Here is a 24,560-nt window from a genome sequence, read left to right as displayed (position 1 = left end):
TTAAGGCGGCGGGCTGCGCCGTACCGCCACGACCCGCTCCCGTTTCGTTGGCGGGTGCCGGTGCGTGGCTCCACACCGGTTGCTGAGTTACGGGTGGAATCGCCACCGGCCTTCGGAGATCACGTCCGCCTCGCCGTCCCTGACGCGGAGGGCCGTGTCGTCGTCGATGAAGTAGATGGGGAAGTCCGCGCGTGCGGTGATGCGGTCGGCCCAGGCGTCGTCGCGCTCGCGGAAGTCCGGCGAGTACAGGTGGGGCTTGAGATACCAGTCGAAGAGGCCGAACGGCGGCTCCACGGTCGTCGCGCCGAGGAGGTGGAGGTCGGCGGTGTCGCCGATGACGTCGGCGGAGTGGGTGGTGAGGTGCTGGCTGAAGATCATCGATCCGGCGCTGACGCCCACGTAGACCCGGCTCTCCAGCGCCTCCAGGAAGCCGTCGGCCAGGTTGTTTCCGGTGATGCTGCGGGCCAGGTGGTAGTGGTTGCCGCCCTCGACGTAGACGACGTCGGCGCGGAGCAGGCGGTCGAGCACCAGCTGCCGGGGCAGGCCGTTCAGCTCCAGGACGTCGAACTCCCGCCAGCCGAGGCCGTGCAGCCGGTTCATGTCCGCGACGAGCCAGCCGTGGTCCCCGGGTTCGGCGACGGATGCGGTGGGGACGAAGACGACGTTCGCCGACTCGAACGGTTTGCCCAGCATGTCCCGCAGGGCGTCCCGCAGCGTCTCGTTGCGCAGCCCACTCGCCGTCAACAGAAGATTCATCCGGCGAGCCGAGCACGGGTGTACGTCACGAAATCCGCCCAGGCGAGCGGGGTGACGGTGAAATTGGGGCCCTCGGTGTTCTTCGAGTCACGGATGTGGACGGCGCCGGGGGCGGCTGCTATTTCGACGCAAGACTCGCCGTTGGTACCGCCGCTGTAGCTGCTCTTGAACCACGCCAGTTCAGAGGCGTCCCTGATGGGGGCGTTGCGGATCATGTCTCTCCCAGCAGTTGCTCAATGAAGGCCAGCGACTCCCGTGGCGGGAGAGCCCGCGCCCGGATGGTGCCATATTGCAGCTCGATGATGCGAAGCTGTTTTGGGTCGGTGGTCGGTCGCCCGTTGAATTCACCGTCGGCACGCCCCACCGTCGTCCCGTCCCGGAACTTCAGCAACTCGATCCTGCCGTCCAAGCCTGGATGCGCCTCGGTGTTCGTCGGCATGATCTGAAGCGTGACGTTACGCAACCGCCCCACCTCAAACAGACGTTCGAGCTGCCGTCGCCACACCATTGTGCCCCCAACTTCTCGGCGCAGCGGGGCCTCTTCCAGTACGAAGTGGATCGACGGAGCCGGGTCTCGCTCGAAGACCGCCTGCCGGGCCAGACGGGCGGCAACCATCCGCTCCAAGTCGTCCGGCGAGTACGGCGGTTGCCTGGCCTCAATCACCGTCCGCGTGTGCTCCGGCGTCTGCAACAGCCCGGCGATGATGTTGCACTCGTAGATGCCGATCTAAATCGCCTGGGCCTCCATCTTCGCCAGCGCCTGCACCTTCTTCGGGTACCGGACCTTCGCCACGTCCTCCTTCATCGCCGAGATGAGTCCATGCGCGCCCAACTTCTCCTCGGACTTGTCCAGATACTCGGGCCGAGGGATCCGCTTCCCCGCCTCGATCTTGTAGACCAGATCCTCGCTGTACCCGATCGCCACCGCGAAGTCGGCCACCCGCATCCCCACCGCCTCCCGCCGCAGCCTCAGTTGTCGCCCGACGGTCGCGAGGACCGCCAGCCCCCCACTCGTCGTCGGGGTCCACCTCCCAACCCGGCTCGTCCGCCTCCGTCTTGAGCTGTCCCTCGCCCACATCCAACGACATCTCGCGCCCCTCCTGATCCGTACGACCGTGCCGGGGCGCACCTACCCGTGCGGCCGGTCTCGACAGCTTGGACACGACCGGACAACGCCTGGACAGTCACCGTACGCAACGGCCATGTCACTGTTCACGGTAAGCACGCACGGCCACGCTGAGTGACGTGATTCAGAAAACCCCCGCCCCCGAGGCCCAACCCGACTACTCCACGCGCAACTTCAGCGTGCAGCTGTCCTCCACCCCACGAGGCGCACGTCTGGCCCGCCTCCTCGCGACGGAACAACTCCGCGCCTGGGGGCTCCCGTTGGACCCGGCTCGCCAACTCGTCGCCGAACTCGCCACGAACGCGAGCAGCCACGGCCGTGTCCCCGGCCGGGACTTCAGACTCACGCCCTACGTCATCGACAACACCCTGCGCATCGAGGTCACCGACACCCGCGGTGACTGTCCGCCCCGCCCCCAAGACCCCACGGCGGACGGGGAGTCGGGCCGTGGCCTGCTGCTGGTCAGCCCGGCAGCCACCGTAGGGACAAGGCACCCGCAGCCGCACCCCGGCGAGAGCGGGCTCCCCGCAAGGCGCTGCCGCCCGTACCGCGCCCGTCCTATCCCTCCCCCGCGCTCGTCCAACGGGCCACGGACCTCCTCACGGACCTCCGCCGCCACGACTCCCGCCTGCTGCTGTCGGCCTGCGACACGGCCCACCTCGCGCCGGGCGTCGCCGCCTGGCTGGAGCGAGACGTCAGCCCCAGCGCCGTACGCCACGCACTCACCGCGGACCTGCCACCCGAAGGCCTACGCCGCCCCACCGCCTGACGGCCCAACCACCGTTCCGGGCCCCGACCCCACCAGCAGCCGTACGGCACCCGCTTCAGAACTGTGAGGGCTGCGACCGCGCCTTCCGCTCACCGACCCCGGGACACTGCCATGACTGCCGCACCACTGTTGCCGCCGCCTGAGACCGTTGTGTCCTGTTCTCCGGCCTCAGCCTCGTTACGCTGGCCGGGGCACACTCTGGAGGACACCATGAGCACTCAGGCCGACCACGGGCACGACTTGATCCCCCGTCCCGAGCTGACTCCCGATGCCCTGCGCGCAGCCCTTGCCGTCGTCGCTCCAAGTCGGCTGGACGAGATGCAGACCACAAAGGACGACGCCTTCGCCAAAGCGGTCGAGTGGCAGTCCCTCAGCCCGGTGCAGAGTTGGGTCCTGATCTGGGCCAGAGAGATCGAGATCGCCCGTCGCCCCGATCTGGCGACCCGCTACGCCCAGGCGGAGAGCAACCTGGAACACGAAGATCCGGCCGTCGCGCGGGAAGCTCTTGGAGAACTGAGCGCGGTCCTCGACGAGGCCATGCAGGCAGTTCGCGGGTGAGCTGGAAATGGGAGTTCGCCTTCGGCGCCGAGGAAGCCGCCCGCACCGCTCCCGCAGACTTCCTCGCCGCCGTGGAACGCAAGGCCGCTGAAGTGGTCAGGGCTGCCGAAGCCTTCCACGTCCACGGCCGCGCCCATGAGGGGATCGACCCGAAGGGCAGCGACGTCGTCGTGCCCGGCGGGATGTTCACGTATCAGGTCGTCGTGCGCAGCGAGCGTGTCTACGTCGTCCAGATCACGTATCTGGGCTTCTGAGCCACCCCACCGCGCCCGCCGCAGCCCCTAGGAGTGCCCCAGCTCCGCCGAATCCTCGTCCACGCCCACCGGCACCGACCCCGAATCCGCCGCCGGCCGCAGCGGGAACGGGTCGACCCTCGTCTCGTCGATCACCGGGGCGGGGGGCTGGGGCGGTTTGGGCATGATCGCTGCTTCCGAGTGGCCGCCACAGCCGTAGGACAAGGACACCACGTGGCCGTCGGCCGGGGAGAACTCGTTGGCGCAGACGCCGAAGGCCTGGCCGAGGGAGCCGCCGATGGCGACCAGGAAGCCGCAGCTGACGCAGGCCGCGGGGGCCGCCTGGGCCATGGGGGTCTTGGAGCCGAAGCCGTCCTCCCAGCGGTCGGCGGCGACGTGCAGGCCGTAGCGGGAGAGGACCCGGGCGCGGCGGATGCCCAGTTCCTCCGCGACCGCGGCGATCGAGCCGCGGGTGGGGGCGACGGGGAGGGTGGCGGGGGTGCCCGCCGTGACTTCGGCGTCCTCCGCCTCGACCAGTTCCGCCATCTCCTCGGAGACCGCCGAGTTCGGCGGGGGCTCGTCCTCGCCGGTGTAGCCGGGCTCCAGGCGCAGGTCCTCGGCGTCCGTGGGGAGCAGGTCGCCGGGGCCCATGTCGCCGGGGCGCAGGCGTTCGCTCCACGGCACCCATTCGGGGGCCAGGAGCGAGTCCGGGCCTGGGAGCAGGACGACCTCGTCCAGGGTGACCAGTTTCGCGCGGGACGCCCTCGCGACCGTCACCGCCCAGCGCCAGCCCCGGTAGCCGAACTCCTTGCACTCGAAGAAGTGCGTGACCACCCGGTCACCCTCGGATTCGAAGCCCGCGTGCTCGCCGACCACGCCGGGCGCGGCGGCCTCCTCGGCTGCGGCGCGGGCGAGGTCGACGGCCTCGGCGCACAGGCGGTCGGGGGTGCGGCTTCGCGTGGTCGCTGCGCTCACAGGTATCGCTTCTCTCCTACGCCGTCTCACGGGTGCGCCTGTTGCGGCGAAGGGAGCGGACGGAGCGGCTGAAAGACATGTACCAGGCCCTTGGGGGCACTGGTGAGGGGCCGCGTCGACGTCCGCGCCCGATCGCGCTCGGGCGCGCCTACGCCATCCATTCTGCGGGATGGCCGAGAGGCGCGCGGCCGAGAACAATCGCCACGGCGCGCTACGCACGCTACCTTCTCCCGGGCCATGCGCCCACACCGACGGCCTCTTGGGCGGTGCGCGGCGATCAAACAGATACCTGCGGGGCCTCTGCGGACACCTGCGCTGCCGTCCCCCCAAGACCTGTGCAACGGCACTGAATCCGCCCCCGCAGGCCGCCATACGTGCGGTAACGGCACTACTCGCCCCGTTCTCGGGGCACTATGACGGGGTGGCAGCCGCGAGGTCGCCCCAAGGTGCCACCGGCGTCGGTGGAGCCAAGGGGAACATCCGAGGTGGCGGTTCGGGCCGGGTCGGCGGTTCCGTCCGCGCGATGGGTCGTGCCCTGCACTTCCCCGTCACCGGTACCGCCCGGGGCATCCGCAAGGCGACCCACGCCCACGGCGCGGGCGAGTCGGGCCTCGGCCGGCTGATCGAGCTGCACGCGGTGAACGGCGCCGGCGATGTCATGATCACCGTCGCCCTCGCCTCCACGGTCTTCTTCTCGGTGCCGACCGACGAGGCGCGCGGCCGGGTCGCCCTCTATCTCGCGATCACGATGGCGCCCTTCACGGTCCTGGCTCCGGTGATCGGGCCCCTCCTCGACAAGCTCCCGCACGGCCGCCGCGCCGCGATGGCCGCCGCGATGCTGGCCCGCGCGCTCCTCGCGCTGATCATCTCCGGCGCGGTCGCCAGCGGCAGCCTGGAGCTGTATCCGGCGGCACTGGGCGCTCTAGTGGCCTCGAAGGCGTACGGCGTCGTCAGAAGCGCCGTGGTGCCCCGGCTGCTGCCACCCCGCATCTCCCTGGTGAAGGCGAACTCCAGAGTCACCCTCGCCGGGCTCCTCGCCACCGGTGTCGCCGCCCCGATCGCGGGCGGCCTGCACGCCATCGGCGACCCCTGGCCGCTCTACGGCGCCTTCGTGATCTTCGTGGCGGGCACGGTCCTGTGTTTTTTCCTGGACCCCAAGGTCGACTCCGCCAAGGGTGAGGACACCGCGCTGCTCGCGGCCGACGAGAACCATCTGCACGGCCCGCATCCCAAGGAGGTCAAGCGGCCGGGGCTGCGCACGGTCGGTATCGCCGTCACCCACGCGCTCGGCGCGAACGCGGCGCTGCGCTGGCTGTCCGGCTTCCTGACCTTCTTCCTCGCGTTCCTGCTGCGCGAGCATCCGATGACCGGGCAGAGCGCGGCCGTGTCGCTGGGCATTGTCGCCGTCTCGGCGGGCGTCGGCAACGCGCTCGGTACGGCGGTCGGGTCCTGGCTGCGGCAGCGGGCTCCGGAGCTCATCATCGTGACGGTGATGGCGGTCGTGCTGGGTGCGGCGATCACGGCGGCGATCTTCTTCGGCGCGGCCCTGGTGGCGTGTCTCGCGGCCACGGCAGGGTTCTGCCAGGCGCTGGCCAAGCTGTCCCTGGACGCGCTGATCCAGCGGGACGTGCCCGAACTGGTGCGTACGTCGGCGTTCGCGCGCTCGGAGACGATGCTCCAGATGGCCTGGGTGCTGGGCGGCGCGATCGGCATCGTGATGCCGCTGAACGGCTCCCTCGGCTTCATGCTCGCCGCCGCGGTCATCGCCCTGGGCTGGCTGACAACCCTGCGCGGCCTGCTCGCTTCGGCCCGGCACGGTGGTGGCGGGCGCCCGCGAGTGGCCTAACCCTGGCGCCCGGCCCGGCACGCCGCACCCCAGGTGGGGGGAGGACTGGACGGGCCCGATAGCCTTCGCCCCATGACCATGCAATCCGCTGTGCGACGCCGCCGCGCCGTCGCCGCCGCCGGCGCCGTTTCCGCCGGACTGCTCGTCCTGTCGGCGTGCGACAAGCCGACGCCGATCTCGACGATCACTGTCGGGAGGAACTCGGTCCACACGGAGGCCACCTGCTACAACGACGGCGACGCGGTGAAGACCGCGGAGCTGGCGAAGTGCCTGAAGGCCTCCACGTCGATCTCGGTCGACCCGGACGAGACCGTGCGCTTCGGTGTCGACCCGAAGATCGCCGACAGCGGCTGGACGATCCTGATGAACGGTCAGCCGCTGACCGACTCCAGCAAGAAGACCTACCGGACGATCCCGGGCAGCGTGTTCTTCAACACCCAGTACGGCGCGACCGGCAACTCCACCGTCGTCTCCATCAAGGAGGGCGACAAGACGGTGAAGGGCATCTGGTCCTTCAAGTTCAAGAAGGACTCCTGACCACGTCGTCCCCACGCGTCCTCGTCGCCACCGCCGTCCCGGCCGAACGGGACGCGGTGGCACGGGCGTTGACCGGCCTCACCTGGGATGTCATCGCCGCCGGGGTGGGCCCTGCCGCAGCCGCCGCAGCCACCGCAACGGCCCTCGCGCGCACCCCGTACGACCTCGTCGTCTCCGCCGGGATCGCCGGCGGCTTCCAGCCCGGGGCGCCCGTCGGCTCCCTCGTGGTCGCCGACGAGATCACCGTCGCCGACCTGGGCGCGGAGACCCCCGACGGGTTCCTCCCGGTCACCGAACTCGGCTTCGGCGCCGTCACCCACCGTCCGCCGGCCGCACTCGTACGAGCGCTGGCGACCGCGACCGGCGCCCGCACCGGCACCGTACTGACCGTGTCCACGGTGACCGGAACGGCCGCCCGCGCGGCGGAACTCCGCGCCCGCCACCCGCGGGCCCTCGCGGAGGCCATGGAGGGCTTCGGCGTGGCCGAGGCGGCCGCCGTCCACGGCGTCCCCGTCCTGGAACTGCGCGCGGTCTCCAACCCCGTCGGCCCGCGCGACCGCGCCGCCTGGCGCATCGGCGACGCGCTCGCGGCCCTGACCGAGGGATTCGGGAAGTGCGCGCCCGTACTGGAGAGTTGGGAACAGGTATGACCACATCGACCGAGCCTCTGCAGATCGCGTACTCCCCCTGCCCGAACGACACCTTCGTCTTCGACGCCCTGGCACACGGCCGCGTCCCGGGCGCACCGGCACTCGACGTGACCTTCGCGGACATCGACATCACCAACGGCATGGCCGAGCGCGGTGAGCTGGATGTGCTGAAGGTGTCGTACGCCGTGCTGCCGTACGTTCTCGACGAGTACGCGCTGCTGCCCTGCGGCGGCGCGCTGGGGCGGGGCTGCGGGCCGCTGGTCCTCACCCGGGAGCCGGGGGATCTGACGGGTCGTACGGTCGCCGTGCCGAGCGAGCGGTCGACCGCGTATCTCCTCTTCCGGCTCTGGGCGGCGGACACGGTCCCGGACGGGGTGGGCGAGATCGTGGTCATGCCGTTCCACGAGATCATGCCGGCCGTGCGGGACGGGAAGGTCGACGCGGGGCTCGTCATCCACGAGGCGCGCTTCACGTACCAGAACTACGGGCTGCACAAGCTCGCGGACATGGGCGAGCACTGGGAGGACACGACGGGGCTGCCGATCCCGCTGGGCGCGATCATCGCCAAACGCTCACTGGGCACGGACACGTTGACGCTGCTCGCCGACGCGATCCGGTCGTCCGTGCGCGCCGCCTGGGACGACCCCGAGGCCTCCCGCCCGTACGTCATGGCACACGCCCAGGAGATGGACCCGTCCGTCGCCGACCAGCACATCGGCCTGTACGTCAACGAGTTCACCGCCGACCTCGGCGAGGACGGCTATGCCGCGGTCCGGGGGTTGCTGACGCGTGCGGCGGCCGAGGGGCTGGTACCCGCCCTCGGACCCGACGCACTGTCATTTCCCTGAACTCCCCGTCACCGGCCGCCGGACGGAGTCCGGCACGGGCCGTCGACGCGTGCGGCGGCCGAGGGGCTGGTGCCGCCCCTCGGGCCGAACGCGCTCGAATTCCCGTGGAACAGGCTTGTGAAGCGGCTATACGTCCAACTGGTCGGCGACCGCGCGCAGCAGGCCCGCGATCTTGCCGCCGGAGGCCTTGTCGGGGTAGCGGCCCTTCTCCAGCATCGGGGTGATGTTTTCGAGAAGGGTCGTCAAATCCTGGACGATGGAGGCCAGTTCGTCAGGCTTCTTGCGCTGGGCCGCCGCGACCGAGGGGGTCGGGTCGAGCAGCGTGACCGAGAGTGCCTGGTCGCCGCGCTGACCGGCGACGACCCCGAACTCCACGCGCTGTCCGGGCTTCAGGGCGTCAACTCCGGCGGGCAGTACCGAGGAATGGACGAAGACGTCGCCGCCGTCGTCGCGGGAGAGAAAGCCGAAGCCCTTCTCGCTGTTGAACCACTTGACCTTGCCGGTGGGCACGTCTGTCCTCGTCCTCGTACTCGTCGGAAAACTGCTCGGAAAACGCTGGGGAACTGCCGGTACCAAGGCTAATGGTCTTCAGGCCGGTGACAAGACGTCGCCGGACTGTTCCTGTGCGCAGGGAACTACCCTGGTCCAGTGCGTGACAAAACCCAAACGAATTCCGCCGTGGCCGGTGACCGACTGATCCGTGCCGGTGCCATCGTCTTCTTCGTCGGTGCGGTGGCCACACTCGTCACCGTGGTACCGCTGCTGCTCCACACGACGCCTTTTCCGACGTACATGTACCTCTTGAGCATGCTCATGGGCGTCGGATTTCTGCTCGCCGCCGCCGGTGTGCTCCAGTCCGTCGCCGCCGGGCGGCGTCAGGCGCGCGTCACGAGGTAGTCCGAAAGCCATCGCGGGAACTCGGTGAGATCGCCGAGCACGAAATCCGCACCGGCCGTCCGCAACTCCTCCGCATCGCACGGCCCGGTCGTGACCGCGACCGACAGCGCCTCGGCGCCGCGGGCACCGCGGACGTCCCCGACATGGTCGCCGACGTAGACCCTCGCGCCCTCCTCGCGCAGTGCCTCCGCCTTCCGCTCGGCCCACAGGTCGCCGATCACGGCGTCGGCGTCTATGCCGAGATGCGCGAGGTGCAGCTTCGCGTTGGGCTCGTACTTCGCGGTGACGACGACCGCCCGCCCACCGGACCCGCGGACGGCCGCCATCGCCTCGCGGGCGCCGGGCATCGCGGGGGTCGCGGCGATGGCGATCGCCGGGTACATCTCGCGGTACAGGTCGGACATGGCGGGCACCTGGTCCGCCGGGAACCAGTTGATCAACTCGTCGGCGAGCGGCGGCCCGAGCCGGGTGATCGCCAGATCGGCGTCGATGTACGTCCCGGTCCGCTCCGCCAGCGCCAGATAACAGGCGTGGATGCCGGGCCGGGAGTCGATGAGGGTCATGTCGAGGTCGAAGCCGACGGTCGGGGCGGGCGGGACGGGGTGCTGAGCGCGCGAGGTCATATGGGCCATTGTGCCCAGTGCCCATGAACGGCCCTGAAGTCGCGCCTCCGTCCCGCCGCCTGCCTCCTGCCCGCCGCCTCCTACCTCTGCCGCTGTGAGCGCCACACCAGGAACAGCGCCGACGCGACGGCCGCGCCCCGCACCACCCACGGCCAGGTCTGGGAGATGGCGTCGTTCATGTGGCCCTGGGCGACGGGGGTGCCCCAGCGGCCGTCGTTGCGGCCCCAGAGCCAGACGATCCCGGCCACGACGGCCGCAGTCGGCATACCGATCACCGCCCACTTCGTCTCCGCGTCGGTCAGCCGCCGGGACGCGTACGCGATGAGCCAACCGAGCAGCAGCGCGAACCAGTTGCCGAGTACGGCGCCCACGACGAGCAGCGCGGCGGCGATCAGGAGGAGCGGGTTGGACCAGCCACCGGCGGGGAGGCGGGGGACGACTCGGCGCCGGCGGGCGGGGGCTTCCGGCGCCTGCTCGACGACCGGTGCGGATACCGGCTCCGGTTCCTTCTGGAGCGCCTTCGGGGGCTCTTTCGACGGCGGGGGCTTGAGCAGTTCCGGGATCTCCACCCCGCCGGTGAACCCGGGCACACTGTCGCCGAGCGCGAAGCCGTTGCCCTCCGTCCGCCACCAGTCGGGCTGCAGCACGCTGTCGCCGAGCTCGGCCGCGCTCGCGAGATGCGGCGGAGCGGCCGCGTCGTCGGGTTCCTGTGCGGGCGCGGCCTTGGTGAGGCGCGGGCGCGGTACGACCCGGCGCAGGCCCTTGGGCCGCAGATCGTCCTCGTGGTCTCGCTGTACGGGGACGGAGGTGGACGGTGCCCGGGGGACACCGGCGCCGGCGCCGGCCGCGGCGACGACCTCGTCCGGGGTGCCGAGGTTCTTGAGGATGCGCTGGACGGCGGCGGGGGTGTCGGCGGTGGCTCCGGCGCGGCGCCGGTCGATCTCGTTGCGCAGCTCCGACACCAGCCGCATCCGGGTGACCGAGGGCAGCTGGCGTTGCTGCGCGACGTCACCGACGCGGCTCAGATACTCGTAGACGACCTGGTCGCTCTCGATACCCACGAAGTCCCCTCCGGGGCGGGTGCGTTGGATACCCCGTGGTGACAGACGTTACCGCCAGCGGGCCCGGTGCCGGGAACCTCACGTCGTGCGCGCTCCCCCACGGTCACACCCACCCGCTACCGTGGGTCGGATGAGCACTCCGGCCACGCCGCCCCGTTCGCTCGCGGAGGCACTCCGAACCAGGGACGACGTCTCCCTGGCCGCGCTGCTGCGCAGCCGCCCCGACCTCATCACGCCCGTGCCCACCGATCTCACCCAGCTCGCGACCAGGGCCGGAACGCGCGCTTCGGTGGTGCGGGCGCTGGAGCGGCTGGACCGCTTCACGCTGCAGACGGCCCAGGCGCTGGCCGTGGCGGCGGACCCGGCGCCGTACGACGAGCTGCTCGGGCTGATGGCGGGCGACGCGCGCGATCCGGCGGTGGTGAACGCGCTGCCGCGCGCCGTCGCGGCGCTGCGCGAGCAGGCGCTCGTGTGGGGTGCGGACGACCGGCTGCGGCTGGTGCGGACGGCGCGTGAGCTGCTGGCGCCCGCGCCGCAGCATCCGTCGCCGACCGGGCTCGGTCCTACGGTCGCGGAGGCCACGGCGGGCATGTCGCCGGGCCGGATCCAGGAGATCGTGACGGCGGCGGGCCTGCCCTCCACCCATGACCCGGTGTCGGCGGTGGCCGCGCTCACCAAGCTGTTCACGTCCCGGAGGCGGATGAAGACGCTGCTGGCCGGTGCCCCCGAGGAGTCCCTGGAGGTGCTGAACCGGCTGGTCTGGGGGCCGCCGTACGGACAGGTGACGGCCGACCCGGCGGCCCGGCTGCGCTGGCTCATCGACCGGGGACTGCTGCTGCCGACGGCGCCCGGGACGGTCGTACTGCCGCGTGAGGTGGCCCTGCATCTGCGGGCCGGGCGGGCGCACCGGGAGACGGAGCCGGTGGCGCCGCCGGTCGAGGCGAAGGCGACGCACCGTCCACAGGTTGTGGACGCGGCGGCGGCCGGGCAGGCGTACACGGCGCTGGCGACGGTCGAGGAGCTGCTGAAGGACTGGGACGAGGGCGGGCCGACGGTGCTGCGGGCCGGTGGCCTCAGCATCCGCGACCTGAAACGGACCGCCGTCGCGCTGGACCTGGCGGAGCCGGTCGCCGCATTCTGGGTCGAACTCGCCTATGCCGCGGGCCTGTTGGCGTCCGACGGCGAGGCGGACGAGCGGTATGCGGCGACCCCGGCCTACGACGAGTGGCTGCAACAGCCCGCCGCGCAGCGGTGGGCGCACCTCGCGGAGACCTGGCTGACCGCGACCCGGACGGCCGGGCTGGTGGGCGGGCGGGACGCGAAGGAACGCACGCTGTCGGCGCTGGGCCCCGGCCTGGACCGCTCGGCCGCCCCGGAGGTACGGCACCGGGTACTCACCCTGCTCGCCGCGCTCCCCGAGGGCACCTCGCCGTCCACGGAATCGGTGCTGGCCCGGCTGCGCTGGGAACGACCGCCGCGCGGGACGGGAGGCGCGGCGCCGCAGTCCGACGACGACCTGCGCAGCCGCCTGGCCCGCTGGACCCTGAACGAGGCGGAGCTGCTGGGGGTGACGGGGCGGGGTGCCCTGTCGGGGCAGGGGCGGGCGTTGCTGGGGGCGGCGAAGGGGACGGCGGCGGGGAGCGCCGCTACGGCGGCGAAGGGCTCGGTGGCCGAGGACACGCCCTCAGATGCCGGTGACAAGCTCCCCGTCCACCACCACCGCACGCCCACTCCCCCCGAACCCCTCTCCCCGGCCGAGCAGGCCGTGGCGAGTGCCGCCGCAGCTCGGCTGCTCGCCCCGCTGCTTCCCGAACCGTTGGACCATGTCCTGCTGCAGGCGGATCTGACGGCGGTGGCCCCGGGCCCGCTGGAACGGCCGCTGGCCGATGTGCTGGACGTGCTCGCGGACGTGGAGTCGAAGGGCGGTGCCACGGTGTACCGCTTCACGCCGGGCTCGGTGCGCCGCGCCCTGGACGCCGGCCGCTCGGCCTCGGATCTGCACGACTTCCTCACCGCGCACTCCCGTACGCCCGTCCCGCAGCCCCTCGCCTATCTGATCGACGACGTGGCCCGCAGACACGGCCATCTGCGGATCGGCGCGGCCTCGGCGTATGTGCGCTGCGACGACGACGCGGTGCTCAGCGAGATCCTCGCGGACAAACGCTCGGCGGGCCTGCGGCTGCGCCGCCTGGCGCCGACCGTGCTGGCGGCGCAGGCGGATCCGGCGGCGCTCCTGGACGGGCTGCGCGCGATGGGCTTCGCGCCGGCCGCCGAGTCCGCGGACGGCGATGTCGTCATCACCCGCGCCCATGCCCACCGCACCCCGCCCCGCACGGCTCCGGAACCGGTACCGGACGGCCCGCCGACCCCCGACACCACCCTCCTGTCGGCGGCGATCCGCGCGATCAGGGCGGGCGACCGCGCCTCCACCACTCCCCTGAAGCCGTCGACGACCCCGGCCCCGGCCGGTGAACTCCCCCGCACCGGCTCCGCCGAGACCCTCGCCACCATGCAGGCCGCCGTCCTCACCGGCACCACGCTCTGGATCGGCTACGTCAACGCCGAGGGCGCCGCCAGCCAGCGCGTCATCGCACCCATCCGCGTGGAGGGCGGCTTCGTCACGGCGTACGACCACACGGCGGACGAGGTCCGGACGTATCCGCTGCACCGGGTGACGGGGGTCGCGGAGCTGGCGGAGGGGTAGGGGGCAGGCCTCAGCCCAGACAGCGGCTCAGGGCCTCGACGGAGTCCGCCACGAATGTCGGGCGCCGGGCCATCTCCCGCAACTCGTCCTCCGTGACCCACGCGTACCAGGCGATCTCGTCCGGGTCGGGGGTGACGTCCGTGCGGACGACCGCTTCGTGGACGCCCATCCAGTACGGGCTGATCACACCCCGGCACAGGTACTTGAAGGCGAACCGGACCGGCGCCACCACCCCGAGTTCCTCGGTGAGTTCACGGGCCGCCGCCTCCTCGTAGGACTCCCCGACCTCAGCGGCGCCACCGACCAGGAAGTTGTACTGCCCGGGGAACCGCGACATGTCCGCCGCCCGCCGGTGCACCAGGACCCGGCCCTCCCCGTCCCGGCAGACGGTCGTCGCGACGCGGTGCAGCCAGTGCTGCGCGATGGCCTCACCCCGGTCCACCGTCCCCAGCACCCGATCCTGCTCGTCCACCCGATCAACCAGTTCTCCCATGGGCCTCACCCTCGCAGACGCCGCCCGGCGGGTGGAGCGCGCGGAGGGCCCGGCGCATCTCCTCGGTGAAGCGGAGGCCGGCCGGGAGGAGTTCGCCGCTGCCGAGGAGTGTGTCCACGGCACCGCGCGTGTGTCCGAACCAGGTGGTGTACTCCCGCTCGGCCCGATGACGTGGCTCCGCCGTGGCCGCCTCGGTGGACCAGAAGTCGCAGACGCCCAGGTGGGCGTAGGTCCCCTGGAGGAGCGCGTCCAGCGGACGCGGGTCGGGACGCCAGGGGGCGTGGTAGCGGGCCGGTGACGCCGGGCCGTGCAGCGGGACCAGGTCGAGCAGGGCGCCGAGTTGGACGTGCAGGAACTCGTGGACGAGGGTGAGGGCGAGGAGCACGGGATCGCCGGACGGGGAGAGCGCGACCGCGCCGTAGGCCCGCCGGGCCGCCGAACTCACCGCCGTACCGCCCGGCCCCGGGCTCAGCGGCACCAGGGTGGACAGACAGGCGGCGACGGCCCCGGCGTGCCAGGGATGACGGCGGACCAGGACCCGCCAGGCGCCGTCCAGCGCACGCTGCCAGCGGCGGACCTCGTCGGCGCTCTGCTCACCGGCGGGCGGGTGGCCGTGGACGGCGCGGAAGGGGCCGCGGTCGGCCAGCCGGACGCTCAGCACGGCGCCGTCGCACTCGGCGGACAGCAGGTGCGGTCCGGAGAGCGCGGCCGGTCCGTCGTGGACCAGTTCGCCGAACCAGGCGAGATCGGGGCGCCCGCCGCGTGCGCACTCGGCCAGTGCGCGGGCCAGTCCCTCGTCGAGATAGGGGTGGAGCAGCGTCCCCTGCCAGCGGTCCGGATCCTCGCGGCGCATCCGGGACAGCAGCCGGTAGGGCTCCTCGAAACCGGCGCCGGGCGGCAGCGACCGGCGTACGGCCGCGGTCAGCACCATGCGTTTGCCGAGCTGGCCGCGCCGCAGCACCGCCACCGCCACCGGGCCGCCCCGGGCGCGGGCGACGGAGTCGAACAGGTCCGGGTCGAAGTCCGTCGGGGCGAGGGCGTCCAGGGCGGAGGGGGCGTCAGGGGGGAGGACCGACACTGAGGGCTTGTTCCTCTCGGGCGGGGCGGGCGTACGGCGCCACCGACAGGACGCCGTCATCCGGGGGCCGGCCCCACCACCGCGAGCAGCGTCGCCGTGACGTCCCGGCTCAGCCGGCCGGCGATGTGGTCGACGAGGACGGCGAGGTCCGCGCAGTAGACGGAGGGGGCGGCGAAGGGGGTCGGCGTCGCGGCGGGGTGATAGCGGTGGGCGTACAGACCGCCGCCGCAGACCGCCGCGCGAGGGCAGGCCGCGCAGACGGGGGCGAGTCCGGCGAGGCCGCGCTGCCGGGCGCGGAAGGCCTCGTGCAGGGCCGCGTCGGTGAAGGTGTGGCGAAAGACGTCCAGGCCGGTGGCCGGAGCCCCCGGATAGGTGACCTTGAGGCTGTCGGCCTGTTCGATGGTGCCGTCGGTCTCCACGACCACGAGGTCGACCGGGGCCAGTCCGACGGCCTCGCTGCGGGCGGTGCCACCGAGGAGCAGCGCCATGATCTCCTCGAAGAGCCGGATCCCGGTCTCCCGCCGCGGGGCGCCGTACCAGCGGTCGAACACCGCGCACAGCCAGCGGGCGTACGGCACCGGCTCCTCGGGGGCGGCGCCGGGGGCCGTGCGGGGTGGGGTGGTGCGGGCGGGGAGGCCGGGTGGGGGGGTGTGCCAAGTACCGTGCGGCAGCAGCAGGTTGAGCCGCGGCGGGGCGAACTCCAGCAGCGCCTCGTAGGTCTCGACCGGGTCGGCGGCAAGATCGATTGTGGACAGCAGCCCGGCGTACAGGGCGCGGTGGGGGCCGTCGGTGAGAAGCCGCAGGGCCCGGACGACAGCGGCGTGGCTGCCGCGCCCGTCGGGACGCCGGCGGTGCCGGTCGTGGGTGGCCTCGGTGCCGTCGAGGCTGACGCCGATCCGGACGCCGTGGCGGGCCAGGACCGGGAGCAGGGCGGGGTCCTCGGCGAGCCTTACACCGTTGGTCTGGAGGGTGACGCGCAGGGCCGCCACCCCGTCCAGGGCCTCGGCGAGAGTGCGCAGCACGGCGTCCAGCCGTGCGGCGCCCACCAGCAACGGTTCCCCGCCGTGCAGCACTGCGTGGACCTCGCTCAGGCCGTGCGTGCGGGCGTGTTCGGCGATGTGGGCCGCCGTGCGGAGCACGGTGCCGGGGGCCATGGCCCGGGGGCGGTCGCGCCAGCTCTGGTCGGCGGACTCGTAGACGTAGCAGTAGTCGCACGCAAGGTTGCAGCGGCTGTGGATCTTCAGCAGGAACTGCCGAAAGGGAACCATGGGCCGGCCTCGCTGGATCGCACCGGTGCCGAAACCGCTCCCGCCGACGGCCCGGGCGACACGGGAAGAGGTGGCTTGGCGGATGGCGGCATCCTACAGCCCGTCAGCTCCCGTGCACGCCGGGTCGCGAGGCCGGCCGGGGCCGGCCGCGTCAGGTGGTCGGCGGCTCGATGTCGGAGTCCAGCCGCACCCCTCGGGTGATCGCCAGCGTGGTCGGATGTTCCGCCCCCAGGGTGCGCCTGGCCCGCTCCAGGGCGTCCTCGCGCAGGTTGTCCGCCTCCTCCGTACGGTGCAGCGCGCGCAGGCTGAGCGACAGGTTGGAGGTGCTGCCGATGACGTCGTAGTGGTCGGGCCCGAGGGCGGCCAGCAGCCCGTCCCGCGCCGTGGTCTCCAGGTCGGCGGCCTCCTGGAGCCGGTCCGCCGCCGCCAGGTCACTGGCGTGGTTGAGCATGCAGCTGAGGGTGTAGGGGTGGGACTCGCCGAGGACTCTGCGCAGTTGCTCCAGGGTGCGTGCCGAGAACGCGAGCGCTTCCTCCTTTCGGTCCCGCAGCCTCAGGTAGACCGCGATGTTGCTGGCGCAGACCAGGGTGACCGGGTGTTCCTCGTCCAGGTAGTCCTTGTAGCGGGCGAGGGCCCGCTCGGCCAGGTCCAGTGCCTGCGCGGTGTCACCGAGCGCGGCCAGGTCGCTGGCCAGGTTGGAGGCGGCGGCGAGGGTGTCGTAGTGGTCGGCGCCGTGGGCCAGGAGGTAGCGGTTGTAGATGTCGTGGTCGATGTCGTGGGCCTCGGCGTAGCGGCCGTCGCGGCGCAGTGCGACGGCCAGGTTCTTGCGGGCCCGCAGGGTGTCGCTGTGCCCGTCGCCGAGGACCTGCTGGTAGAGCCGGGTGGTCGTCTCCAGCAGCCGCAGCGCCTCACCCAGCTCTCCGGTCTCGCGCAGGTCGCGGGCGTAGTTGTTGGCCAGGTTCAGGGTGCGCGGCTTCATGCTGCCCTGGTTCTGCCGCTGCCGTTCGTAGGCCGAGCGGTGCAGGTCGAGGGCGGCCAGGCGGTCTCCCGCCAGGTACTCGGACATGCCCAGGTTGTTGGTGTACATCAGGGTCCGCTGGTGGTCCTCGCCGAACTCCCGGACCGCCACCTCGCAGGTGTTCCGGTCCAGTTCGCGGGCCTCCTGGTAGCGCCCGAGGGCGCGCAGGTCGGCGCCGACGTTGCCGGCCGCGGCGAGGGTGGCCGGGTATTCGACCCCCTTGGTCGCGGTGAAGCGCCGCAGTACGTCGGAGTCCACCTCGTACGCCTCCACGAGCCGCCCCTGCGAGCGCAGTACGTTGCCCAGCTGGGTGCGCAGCAGCAGGGTGTGCACGTCGTCGCCGTCACCGCCCGGGAAGCCGGGCCGCGCCCAGCGCTCCAGGGTGCGTACGGCTAGGTCGTGGGCCGTGCCGTAGAGGCTGCGCTTCCACAGGTAGCGCACCGAGTCGATGATCAGCTTGCGGACCTCGGGGTTGGGGTCGGAGGCGGCGCGCGAGGGCTCCAGATGAGGCAGGAGTTCGTCGTACTCGTCCCAGTCGGTGGTGGCTTCCGGGTTGCCGGGGTTGGCGTCCGCCAGCGCGGTGTGCACGACCCCGCGCAGTTCTCTCCAGCGCTGGGCGCCGACACCGTCCCGGATGACCGCCTGGACCAGCCTGTGCACGGTCAGGGTCTCGCTGCCCTGGTCGCTGCGGGCGAGCCCGAACCGGTTGAGGGCGCGCAGCAGTTGGGCGACGGCCATCTCGTCGCGGGGCTCGTGCTCGTCCAGGGTGAGGGTGTGGGTGACGGCGCGGCTGTAGAGCAGCCGCATGGGGATCGGGTCGGGGCCGAAGAAGGAGCAGATCTCCAGCATCTCGGCGGCGGCCTGGTTCCGTTCCCGCAGTTCCTCCACCGCGATCTGCCAGGTGCGGGCCGCGGAGTTGGGGTACTCGCGGGGCGGAAGCGGGGTGTGGTCGAGGATGTCCATGGGGCGCTCGCGGAGCCGGGCGAGGTAGATGTCGACCGGCATGCTGCTCTGGCTCAGCCAGAGCGCCGCCTGTCCCACCGCGAGCGGCAGGTCGCCGAGTTCGTAGGCCACCTGTTCGGCGTCCTCGGCGGCGAGCTGCGGGCTGAACGTGTGCAGCAGCTCGACGCTCTCCTCGCGGGTGAAGACCTCCACCTCGGCCCGGCCCACGCTGTTGACCCAGGCCCGGTCCCGCGAGGTGATCAGCACATGCCCGCCGGGCTGCCCCTCGGGAAGGAGGCCGTCGAGTTCTGAGGGGCTGCCCGCGTTGTCGTACACCAGGAGCCAGCGCTTGTACGGCAGTCCCTGTCCGAGGGCCCGCAGTACGGCCTCGGCGGTGCTGCCGACGTCCTCGCCCTCCTCCAGGTCGAGATAGGGGGCGAGGTCGGCGAGGGCGGAGCGGATCAGGCCGGGCTGGGCCGCGTTCATCCACCAGACCACGTCGTAGGCCGACTTGTAGCGGTGCGCGTACTCCAGGGCGGTCTGCGTCTTGCCCATGCCGCCGAGGCCGTACAGCACCTGGCTGGGCACGGCGGCGGCGGGTCCGGCGGTGAAGTGGTCGCGCAGCCGCTCCAGCAGCGGACCGCGTCCGGTGAAGCCGAGGTTGCGGGAGGGCAGGCGCTGGGCCACCGGGATCGAGCCGGGGAAGGTGGGCAGAACGGTGTCGAGCGGCGGGCTCGAACCGTCCGGGAGGCGCCGGTTCGGGGGCGGCCCCAGGACGGCCAGGAGTTGCTCGAAGGCCTCGGCCGGGCCGCTGCGGCTGAAGTCGGCGGCCGTGCTGTCGAGGTAGGGCTCCGCGGCCTGCGGGGCGAGGTCCTGGAGGCGGACGGCGACCAGGCCGGGGCCGCCGGCCGTCTCGTGCCCGGCGAGCTGGAGACGGACCGCGACGGACCGCGGCTGGACCGCGTACTCCGGCGACAGCAGGGCCAGCACGCGGCCCAGGCCGTTCAGGGTGCCGGCCACCTCGGGCATGACGCCGCTGTCCGGGCCGACCGTGCCGTGCAGCGAGACCTGGTAGCCGGCCGACTCCAGTGCCTCCGCCGCCCACTCGGCCCACATGCGGCCGAGGGGCGCGTAACTGACGTAGATCTGTGTGGGCAGGGTGCGGGGGACGCGCAGATAGGCGGTGCGCAGTTCGGCGCGCCGCTCGGCGGGCAGGGGGGCGAGCCGCCGCACACGGCCCTCCGAGATCCACTCGGTGAGCCGCTCGAACGCGGTGAGCAGCGAGCGCTCCTGGTGCGGCCGGTCGGCGACGGTCGCGGGGATCTCCTCGTAGGCGTAGAACGCCTTGTAGGGGATCTCGATCTCACCCCAGTAGCGGCTGCGCTCCTCGTCCCGCAACCAGTCCAGGAAGGGCTCGAACTCGGTGCGGCAGTAGTCCCGTCCGGCCTCCAGCCGCTCGGTCTCGGCCTCCTCGACCCGCATGGGGACCGGCAGCACCCTGATGGGGCGGGGTGCCGAGCGCTGTACGGCGGCTGCCGCGTCCACACCGCCGCGGATGCTCTGGACGCTCATGGTGAAGCAGTCGACGAGGATGTCGGGCAGGAGGATGGTGCAGATGCCCGAGGTGTCGCTGACACCGGTCCGGCTGTCGATCAGCACGTAGTCGTAGGTGGAGATCAGTTCCTCGCGCAGGGCCTGGAGGAAGTGCCCGCCGAAGTGCCGGTCGTAGAAGCTGTGCCAGTTGAAACTGGTGACGGCGGCGGAGTAGGCGGCCGACTGCCGCCCGGCGGGCAGAAAGTCCAGCCGGCCGCCGGAGGGCAGCTCCAGCAGCAGTCCAAGGGTGTACGGGGCCGGGTCGGCGGCGGCCCGCAGCCAGTCGTCGGCCTCGGCGGTGGCCGTGCGGCCCGCCGAGTGCGGCTCGGGGCCGCCGACGCCTGTGCGGACGGTGGGCTCCTGGGGGCGCAGCACGGTGCGCACATAGGCCTGCATCATGTTGATCAGGCCGTTGGACGAGCGCAGTTCGGGGTCGACCAGCAGCGGGTGCAGATAGCGGTGCAGGCCGGGGGCCTCCAGGTCCCAGTCGACCAGCAGCACCCGATGGCCACCGCTGGCGAGGATCCAGCCGACGTTGGCCAGCGCCATGGTGCGTCCGGTGCCGCCCTTGTACGAGTAGAACGTGACGATCTTGCCCGGTCCGTCAGTCGTACTGGTCATCGTCGTTGTGTCCTTGGTCGCGGGTCGGGGGCGGTTGGCCGGCCGGCTCCTCGGGGCCGCGGGTGCCGTGGCCGCCGAAGTCCCGGGGTGGTTCCTGCGGGTGCGGGACCGCCGGGCGTGGGCCCATGGGCGGAGGGTGGGGGCCGGTCGGTTCGGCCGGGATGGTGAGGCCGCTCAGCGGAGGCGGGGGCGGCCCCGCCGGAAGCCGCCGCAAGGGGGTGGTGCTCTCCATCTCCATCAGTCGGTTCTGCGCCACCGCCAGCATCACGGCGAGCTGGTCCTCGAACTCCTCCGCGCCGACCCGGACCCGGAACAGCGGATCGTTCGGGTCGTTCCGCCGGCGCCAGTTGCGCCAGAACACCTGGCTGAGGTCCCGCCAGATCGCCTCGTCGCCTGACTCCTCGTCGGCGTCGTGGCAAGGCACCAGGACACCGGTGGCCGGGCGGTTCTGGGCGTCGTAGCCGGCGAGGGCGTCCCGGTAGGTCTCGGTGCGCACGGCCCACGGGTCGACGAGCAGGATGCTCGTCTGGTTGTTCACCATCGTCTCGTCGAGGCGGCCGCTCAGTCCGTCGTCGACGACCTCGATGTTGCTGGTGTACCCCTCCTGCACGATCACCTTCTGCGCCCGGTGGGCGACCGTGGGGTGCTTGGGCGGGTGGTACGGCGTCCACTCCCGCGGCGAGCGCCCGTAGTACTCGGGCCGGTTCCGTCCCTCCGGAAGCGGGTCGGCGACCCCGGCGGCCAGGAAGACCTGGACGTGCCCGTCGCCCGGTGCGGCGGCCCGCTGCGGCCCGGCCACCGGGAACAGGCCACGCACGCCGCCCAGGTCGAGGCCGGGGGTGAACGGCAGCCGGAACCGGTCCGCGGCGATCCGCACCCGCACGGCGATCTTCTCGACCACCCTGCGGTACGCCTCTCCCGTCGGGTCGGTGCGCAGGATGTGCATCAGGCCGTGCGTGGAGTACTCCGGGCCCATGCCCGCCTCGTGGTACTGGAAGCGGGCGATCTCGTCCGGCACCTCGCCGTCCATGGGCGCCCACAGCACCGGTACGAGCGCCGGGACGTCGATCTCGGTCTCGCGGCGGTACTCCTGGAGCCGCTCGCGGAAGGCGGTCCACTCTTTTCCGCAGTACTCGCTGCTCAGATAGGTCGGGGAGTACAGCGCGACGAAGGCGCGGCAGTGCCCGACAGCCATACCCAGCACCCGGGCCCAGTCCGCGCCCAGACCGAGCCGCTCCACGTCCCTGAACGGCGGCTGGGCCGCCGGGTCGGCACCGATCCGGCGGAGCTCCAGCACGAGATCGTCGTAGAACCGCTTCACGAACTCGTCGCGATCGTCCTTCCGCGCATAGCTGAGGAAGAAATACGGCTCCTGAACCAAGTCGCCCCCCGATGCCTCCCTGGCCGACCTGACGGTATGCCACCTGTTAGCCGGAGCACGTCCCGGTCATACCCAGCGCGGCGGCGCCTCAAGCGATCGGCTTCGGACACCCGTCCGGGGTGTGGGAAACGCGGGCGCGGGAGGAGGATTCGGGGAGGGGGATGCAGAGAGGGGATGCGGGGAGGGGCTCAGATGGAGGAGTCGAAAGCGGCGTACGGTACACCGACCGGGTTGACCGCCTCGTCCACCACGCGTCGCAGCATCGCGCCCAGCACGGTGTCGGGCAGCTCCTCAAGCAGCCCGTCCAGCGCGTCCATACTCAGGTCTGCGACATCGAGCAGGCATGAGTCGATACGGGCGCTAGCGTCCATCGGCATCCTTTGTACAAACGCGTGCACTGCCGGGGCCGGGGCACGCGGAAACTTCCGCACCCCATGAGGGATCCGGCGCACGCGCACCCTATAGGGATTGTGATTGCGGACACCACAGCCGCGCTCGCTCTGTCACTCTCGGCAACGCCCGCGGGTCGCACGGCATGAGGCACACTGGAGGTTTGGCTCGCGCGGAAGGATGTATTACGTGAACGGTCCTCTCATCGTCCAGTCCGACAAGACGCTCCTGCTCGAAGTCGATCACGAGCGAGCCGACGACTGCCGACGAGCCATCGCGCCGTTCGCCGAGCTGGAGCGGGCGCCCGAGCACATCCACACCTACCGGGTGACGCCGCTGGGGCTGTGGAACGCGCGGGCCGCCGGGCACGACGCCGAGCAGGTCGTGGACGCGCTGGTGGAGTACAGCCGGTATCCCGTGCCGCACGCGCTGCTGGTCGACATCGCCGAGACCATGGACCGCTACGGCCGCCTCACCCTCTCCAAGCACCCGGCGCACGGGCTCGTCCTCACCACCACCGACCGGCCGGTGCTGGAGGAGATCCTGCGCTCGAAGCGGGTCGCCCCGCTGGTCGGCGCCCGGCTCGACCCCGACACCGTCGCCGTGCACCCTTCCGAGCGCGGGCAGATCAAGCAGGTGCTGCTGAAGCTGGGCTGGCCGGCCGAGGACCTCGCCGGGTACGTCGACGGCGAGGCGCACGCGATCGAGCTGGACGAGAACGGGTGGGCGCTGCGGCCCTACCAGAAGCAGGCCGTGGAGAACTTCTGGCACGGCGGCAGCGGTGTCGTCGTGCTGCCTTGTGGGGCCGGCAAGACCCTGGTCGGCGCGGGGGCCATGGCGCAGGCCAAGTCGACCACGCTCATCCTCGTCACCAACACCGTCTCCGCCCGGCAGTGGAAGCACGAGCTGATCAAGCGGACCTCCCTGACCGAGGAGGAGATCGGCGAGTACAGCGGAACCCGGAAGGAGATCCGGCCCGTCACCATCGCCACCTACCAGGTGCTGACGACCAGGCGGAAGGGGATCTACCCGCACCTGGAGCTGTTCGACTCCCGTGACTGGGGGCTGATCCTCTACGACGAGGTGCATCTGCTGCCCGCGCCCGTCTTCAAGTTCACCGCCGACCTCCAGGCGCGGCGCCGCCTCGGGCTGACGGCGACCCTCGTGCGCGAGGACGGCCGGGAGTCGGACGTGTTCTCCCTCATCGGGCCGAAGCGGTTCGACGCGCCCTGGAAGGAGATCGAGGCGCAGGGCTACATCGCGCCCGCCGACTGTGTGGAGGTGCGCGTCAATCTCACGGACTCCGAGCGGCTCGCGTACGCCACCGCCGAGGCCGAGGAGAAGTACCGCTTCTGTGCGACGACCGCGACGAAGCGGAAGGTCACGGAGGCGATCGTGCGACGCTTCGCCGGTCAGCAGATTCTCGTCATCGGCCAGTACATCGACCAACTCGACGAGCTGGGCGAGCACTTGAACGCGCCGGTGATCAAGGGCGAGACGTCCAACGCGCAGCGGGAGAAGCTCTTCGGCGCCTTCCGCGAGGGCGAGATCAGCGTGCTCGTCGTGTCCAAGGTCGCCAACTTCTCCATCGACCTGCCGGAGGCGACCGTCGCGATCCAGGTCTCCGGCACGTTCGGCTCCCGCCAGGAGGAGGCACAACGCCTCGGGCGGGTACTTCGGCCGAAGGCCGACGGACACCAGGCCCACTTCTACTCGGTCGTCGCCCGCGACACGATCGACCAGGACTTCGCCGCCCACCGCCAGCGCTTCCTGGCGGAACAGGGGTACGCGTACCGGATCATGGACGCGGACGAGATCCTCGCGGAGAACTGAGCATCGGGGATCGCCGTGAGTGACCCCAGCGGTCACTTACGGCGTATGCTCGCTTCCTCGCCGTACTCTCCGAGGACGACCACGCTGAACGCGGCGCCCGCGAACACTTTTATGGCGCGCAGGGCATTGCCCAGGCGATGGTGGTGGCTGCCGCCGGTCGCCGGTGTGGCACCGGACGGGCGGACGGGGACCGGGTGGATGGTTGCTGCGCTCATGAATCCATGGTGCGACTTGGGACATAAGGCCGGCATCGGTCCAGAGAGCCAACCTGCGGGCGGCCCGTGTACGCCTCCGGGCTGACCCGTTCCCCTCCTGGGTGGAGGGGGTGTCCCCCAGGGGACGAAAAACGATTGGCACCCA

The 24,560-nt window shown here is 71.7% G+C and carries 22 protein-coding genes and 3 pseudogenes; 11 read left to right on the top strand and 14 right to left on the bottom strand.

Annotated features, from left to right (window positions below):
* Window positions 1-87: 87 nt before the first annotated feature.
* The 3 genes and pseudogenes from AB0I51_RS04490 to AB0I51_RS04480 form a co-directional block, all read right to left on the bottom strand.
* Window positions 88-756, bottom strand: a complete 669-nt coding sequence (locus tag AB0I51_RS04490; RefSeq protein WP_362971329.1) for a Type 1 glutamine amidotransferase-like domain-containing protein — start codon at window positions 754-756, stop codon at window positions 88-90.
* A complete protein-coding gene (locus tag AB0I51_RS04485; RefSeq protein ID WP_362971327.1) occupies window positions 753-971 on the bottom strand; it encodes a DUF397 domain-containing protein in 219 nt (72 codons plus the stop codon). Before AB0I51_RS04485 ends, AB0I51_RS04490 begins: the two co-directional genes overlap by 4 nt.
* A pseudogene (locus tag AB0I51_RS04480) lies at window positions 968-1,844 on the bottom strand (helix-turn-helix transcriptional regulator). Before AB0I51_RS04480 ends, AB0I51_RS04485 begins: the two are co-directional and overlap by 4 nt.
* A 157-nt stretch (window positions 1,845-2,001) precedes the next feature.
* On the opposite strand from AB0I51_RS04480, the pseudogene AB0I51_RS04475 reads away from it, so the two are divergent.
* The 4 genes and pseudogenes from AB0I51_RS04475 to AB0I51_RS04460 all read left to right on the top strand — a co-directional run.
* Window positions 2,002-2,346: pseudogene (locus AB0I51_RS04475) on the top strand (ATP-binding protein); the annotation flags it as partial.
* Window positions 2,347-2,381: 35 nt separating this feature from the next.
* Window positions 2,382-2,794, top strand: a pseudogene (locus tag AB0I51_RS04470) (helix-turn-helix domain-containing protein); the annotation flags it as partial.
* Window positions 2,795-2,861: 67 nt separating this feature from the next.
* The gene (locus AB0I51_RS04465) at window positions 2,862-3,209 is read left to right on the top strand and encodes a hypothetical protein (protein ID WP_362971325.1); all 348 of its coding nucleotides are present in this window, start codon (window positions 2,862-2,864) and stop codon (window positions 3,207-3,209) included.
* Window positions 3,206-3,463 (top strand): hypothetical protein, encoded by a 258-nt coding sequence (locus tag AB0I51_RS04460; protein ID WP_362971323.1) that lies wholly within the window; start codon window positions 3,206-3,208, stop codon window positions 3,461-3,463. The genes AB0I51_RS04465 and AB0I51_RS04460 overlap by 4 nt, the downstream gene beginning before the upstream one ends.
* Before the next feature lie 27 nt (window positions 3,464-3,490).
* On the opposite strand, the gene AB0I51_RS04455 is transcribed toward AB0I51_RS04460, so the two are convergent.
* Window positions 3,491-4,417, bottom strand: coding sequence for a DUF3027 domain-containing protein (locus AB0I51_RS04455; protein WP_362971321.1), 927 nt, complete (start codon window positions 4,415-4,417; stop codon window positions 3,491-3,493).
* A 421-nt stretch (window positions 4,418-4,838) separates the two neighbouring features.
* Here AB0I51_RS04455 and AB0I51_RS04450 point away from each other — a divergent pair, with 421 nt between their 5' ends.
* The 4 genes from AB0I51_RS04450 to AB0I51_RS04435 all read left to right on the top strand — a co-directional run bounded on the left by AB0I51_RS04450 (window position 4,839) and on the right by AB0I51_RS04435 (window position 8,298).
* On the top strand, window positions 4,839-6,263 hold the full coding sequence (locus AB0I51_RS04450; protein WP_362971319.1) for an MFS transporter: 1,425 nt from the start codon (window positions 4,839-4,841) through the stop codon (window positions 6,261-6,263).
* 72 nt (window positions 6,264-6,335) lie between these two features.
* Window positions 6,336-6,800 carry a DUF2771 domain-containing protein gene (locus tag AB0I51_RS04445; RefSeq protein ID WP_093632010.1) on the top strand — a complete coding sequence of 155 codons (465 nt, stop codon included), beginning with the start codon at window positions 6,336-6,338 and terminating at the stop codon, window positions 6,798-6,800.
* Window positions 6,770-7,450, top strand: a complete 681-nt coding sequence (locus AB0I51_RS04440; protein ID WP_362971883.1) for a futalosine hydrolase — start codon at window positions 6,770-6,772, stop codon at window positions 7,448-7,450. The genes AB0I51_RS04445 and AB0I51_RS04440 overlap by 31 nt, the downstream gene beginning before the upstream one ends.
* Window positions 7,447-8,298: a 1,4-dihydroxy-6-naphthoate synthase gene (locus tag AB0I51_RS04435; RefSeq protein ID WP_362971317.1), complete on the top strand. Its 852-nt coding sequence runs from the start codon at window positions 7,447-7,449 to the stop codon at window positions 8,296-8,298. The genes AB0I51_RS04440 and AB0I51_RS04435 overlap by 4 nt, the downstream gene beginning before the upstream one ends.
* A 126-nt stretch (window positions 8,299-8,424) precedes the next feature.
* Here the strand turns inward: AB0I51_RS04435 and AB0I51_RS04430 are convergent, their stop codons facing one another.
* Complete coding sequence (locus tag AB0I51_RS04430) at window positions 8,425-8,808, bottom strand: cold-shock protein (protein ID WP_019072514.1); 384 nt, start codon at window positions 8,806-8,808, stop codon at window positions 8,425-8,427.
* A gap of 138 nt (window positions 8,809-8,946) precedes the next feature.
* Here AB0I51_RS04430 and AB0I51_RS04425 point away from each other — a divergent pair, with 138 nt between their 5' ends.
* A complete protein-coding gene (locus tag AB0I51_RS04425; RefSeq protein WP_026179132.1) occupies window positions 8,947-9,195 on the top strand; it encodes a hypothetical protein in 249 nt (82 codons plus the stop codon).
* Here AB0I51_RS04425 and AB0I51_RS04420 read toward each other — a convergent pair.
* Both AB0I51_RS04420 and AB0I51_RS04415 read right to left on the bottom strand, forming a co-directional pair.
* On the bottom strand, window positions 9,174-9,818 hold the full coding sequence (locus tag AB0I51_RS04420; RefSeq protein WP_362971315.1) for a haloacid dehalogenase-like hydrolase: 645 nt from the start codon (window positions 9,816-9,818) through the stop codon (window positions 9,174-9,176). The two genes, AB0I51_RS04425 and AB0I51_RS04420, sit on opposite strands and share 22 nt — an antisense overlap.
* 80 nt (window positions 9,819-9,898) lie before the next feature.
* The gene (locus AB0I51_RS04415; RefSeq protein WP_362971313.1) at window positions 9,899-10,879 is read right to left on the bottom strand and encodes a hypothetical protein; all 981 of its coding nucleotides are present in this window, start codon (window positions 10,877-10,879) and stop codon (window positions 9,899-9,901) included.
* Between the two features lie 130 nt (window positions 10,880-11,009).
* Between AB0I51_RS04415 and AB0I51_RS04410 the strand changes: the two genes are divergently transcribed.
* Window positions 11,010-13,583, top strand: coding sequence for a helicase C-terminal domain-containing protein (locus AB0I51_RS04410; RefSeq protein ID WP_362971311.1), 2,574 nt, complete (start codon window positions 11,010-11,012; stop codon window positions 13,581-13,583).
* Window positions 13,584-13,593: 10 nt separating this feature from the next.
* On the opposite strand, the gene AB0I51_RS04405 is transcribed toward AB0I51_RS04410, so the two are convergent.
* The 6 genes from AB0I51_RS04405 to fxsA form a co-directional block, all read right to left on the bottom strand.
* Entirely contained in the window at window positions 13,594-14,076 is a 483-nt protein-coding gene (locus tag AB0I51_RS04405) for an NUDIX domain-containing protein (protein WP_362971309.1), read from the bottom strand.
* A complete protein-coding gene (locus tag AB0I51_RS04400) occupies window positions 14,060-15,154 on the bottom strand; it encodes an HEXXH motif-containing putative peptide modification protein (protein WP_362971307.1) in 1,095 nt (364 codons plus the stop codon). Before AB0I51_RS04400 ends, AB0I51_RS04405 begins: the two co-directional genes overlap by 17 nt.
* A gap of 56 nt (window positions 15,155-15,210) precedes the next feature.
* Window positions 15,211-16,422, bottom strand: a complete 1,212-nt coding sequence (locus AB0I51_RS04395) for an FxsB family cyclophane-forming radical SAM/SPASM peptide maturase (RefSeq protein ID WP_362971305.1) — start codon at window positions 16,420-16,422, stop codon at window positions 15,211-15,213.
* A 151-nt stretch (window positions 16,423-16,573) separates the two neighbouring features.
* Window positions 16,574-20,596, bottom strand: a complete 4,023-nt coding sequence (gene fxsT / locus AB0I51_RS04390; RefSeq protein ID WP_362971303.1) for an FxSxx-COOH system tetratricopeptide repeat protein — start codon at window positions 20,594-20,596, stop codon at window positions 16,574-16,576.
* Window positions 20,580-21,977, bottom strand: coding sequence for an FxsC protein (fsxC, locus tag AB0I51_RS04385; protein WP_362971301.1), 1,398 nt, complete (start codon window positions 21,975-21,977; stop codon window positions 20,580-20,582). Before fsxC ends, fxsT begins: the two co-directional genes overlap by 17 nt.
* Window positions 21,978-22,165: 188 nt before the next feature.
* Entirely contained in the window at window positions 22,166-22,348 is a 183-nt protein-coding gene (gene fxsA, locus AB0I51_RS04380; protein WP_362971299.1) for an FxSxx-COOH cyclophane-containing RiPP peptide, read from the bottom strand.
* Between the two features lie 208 nt (window positions 22,349-22,556).
* Here fxsA and AB0I51_RS04375 point away from each other — a divergent pair, with 208 nt between their 5' ends.
* Entirely contained in the window at window positions 22,557-24,200 is a 1,644-nt protein-coding gene (locus AB0I51_RS04375) for a DNA repair helicase XPB (protein ID WP_362971297.1), read from the top strand.
* Between the two features lie 32 nt (window positions 24,201-24,232).
* Here the strand turns inward: AB0I51_RS04375 and AB0I51_RS04370 are convergent, their stop codons facing one another.
* Window positions 24,233-24,415, bottom strand: a complete 183-nt coding sequence (locus tag AB0I51_RS04370) for a hypothetical protein (RefSeq protein WP_362971295.1) — start codon at window positions 24,413-24,415, stop codon at window positions 24,233-24,235.
* Window positions 24,416-24,560: the final 145 nt, after the last annotated feature.

The sequence above is a fragment of the Streptomyces sp. NPDC050549 genome, from assembly GCF_040655035.1.
GTDB lineage: Bacteria > Actinomycetota > Actinomycetes > Streptomycetales > Streptomycetaceae > Streptomyces.
The sequence above is the reverse complement of the archived record's forward strand: the minus strand, read 5'-3'. Positions and strand labels throughout refer to the sequence as shown.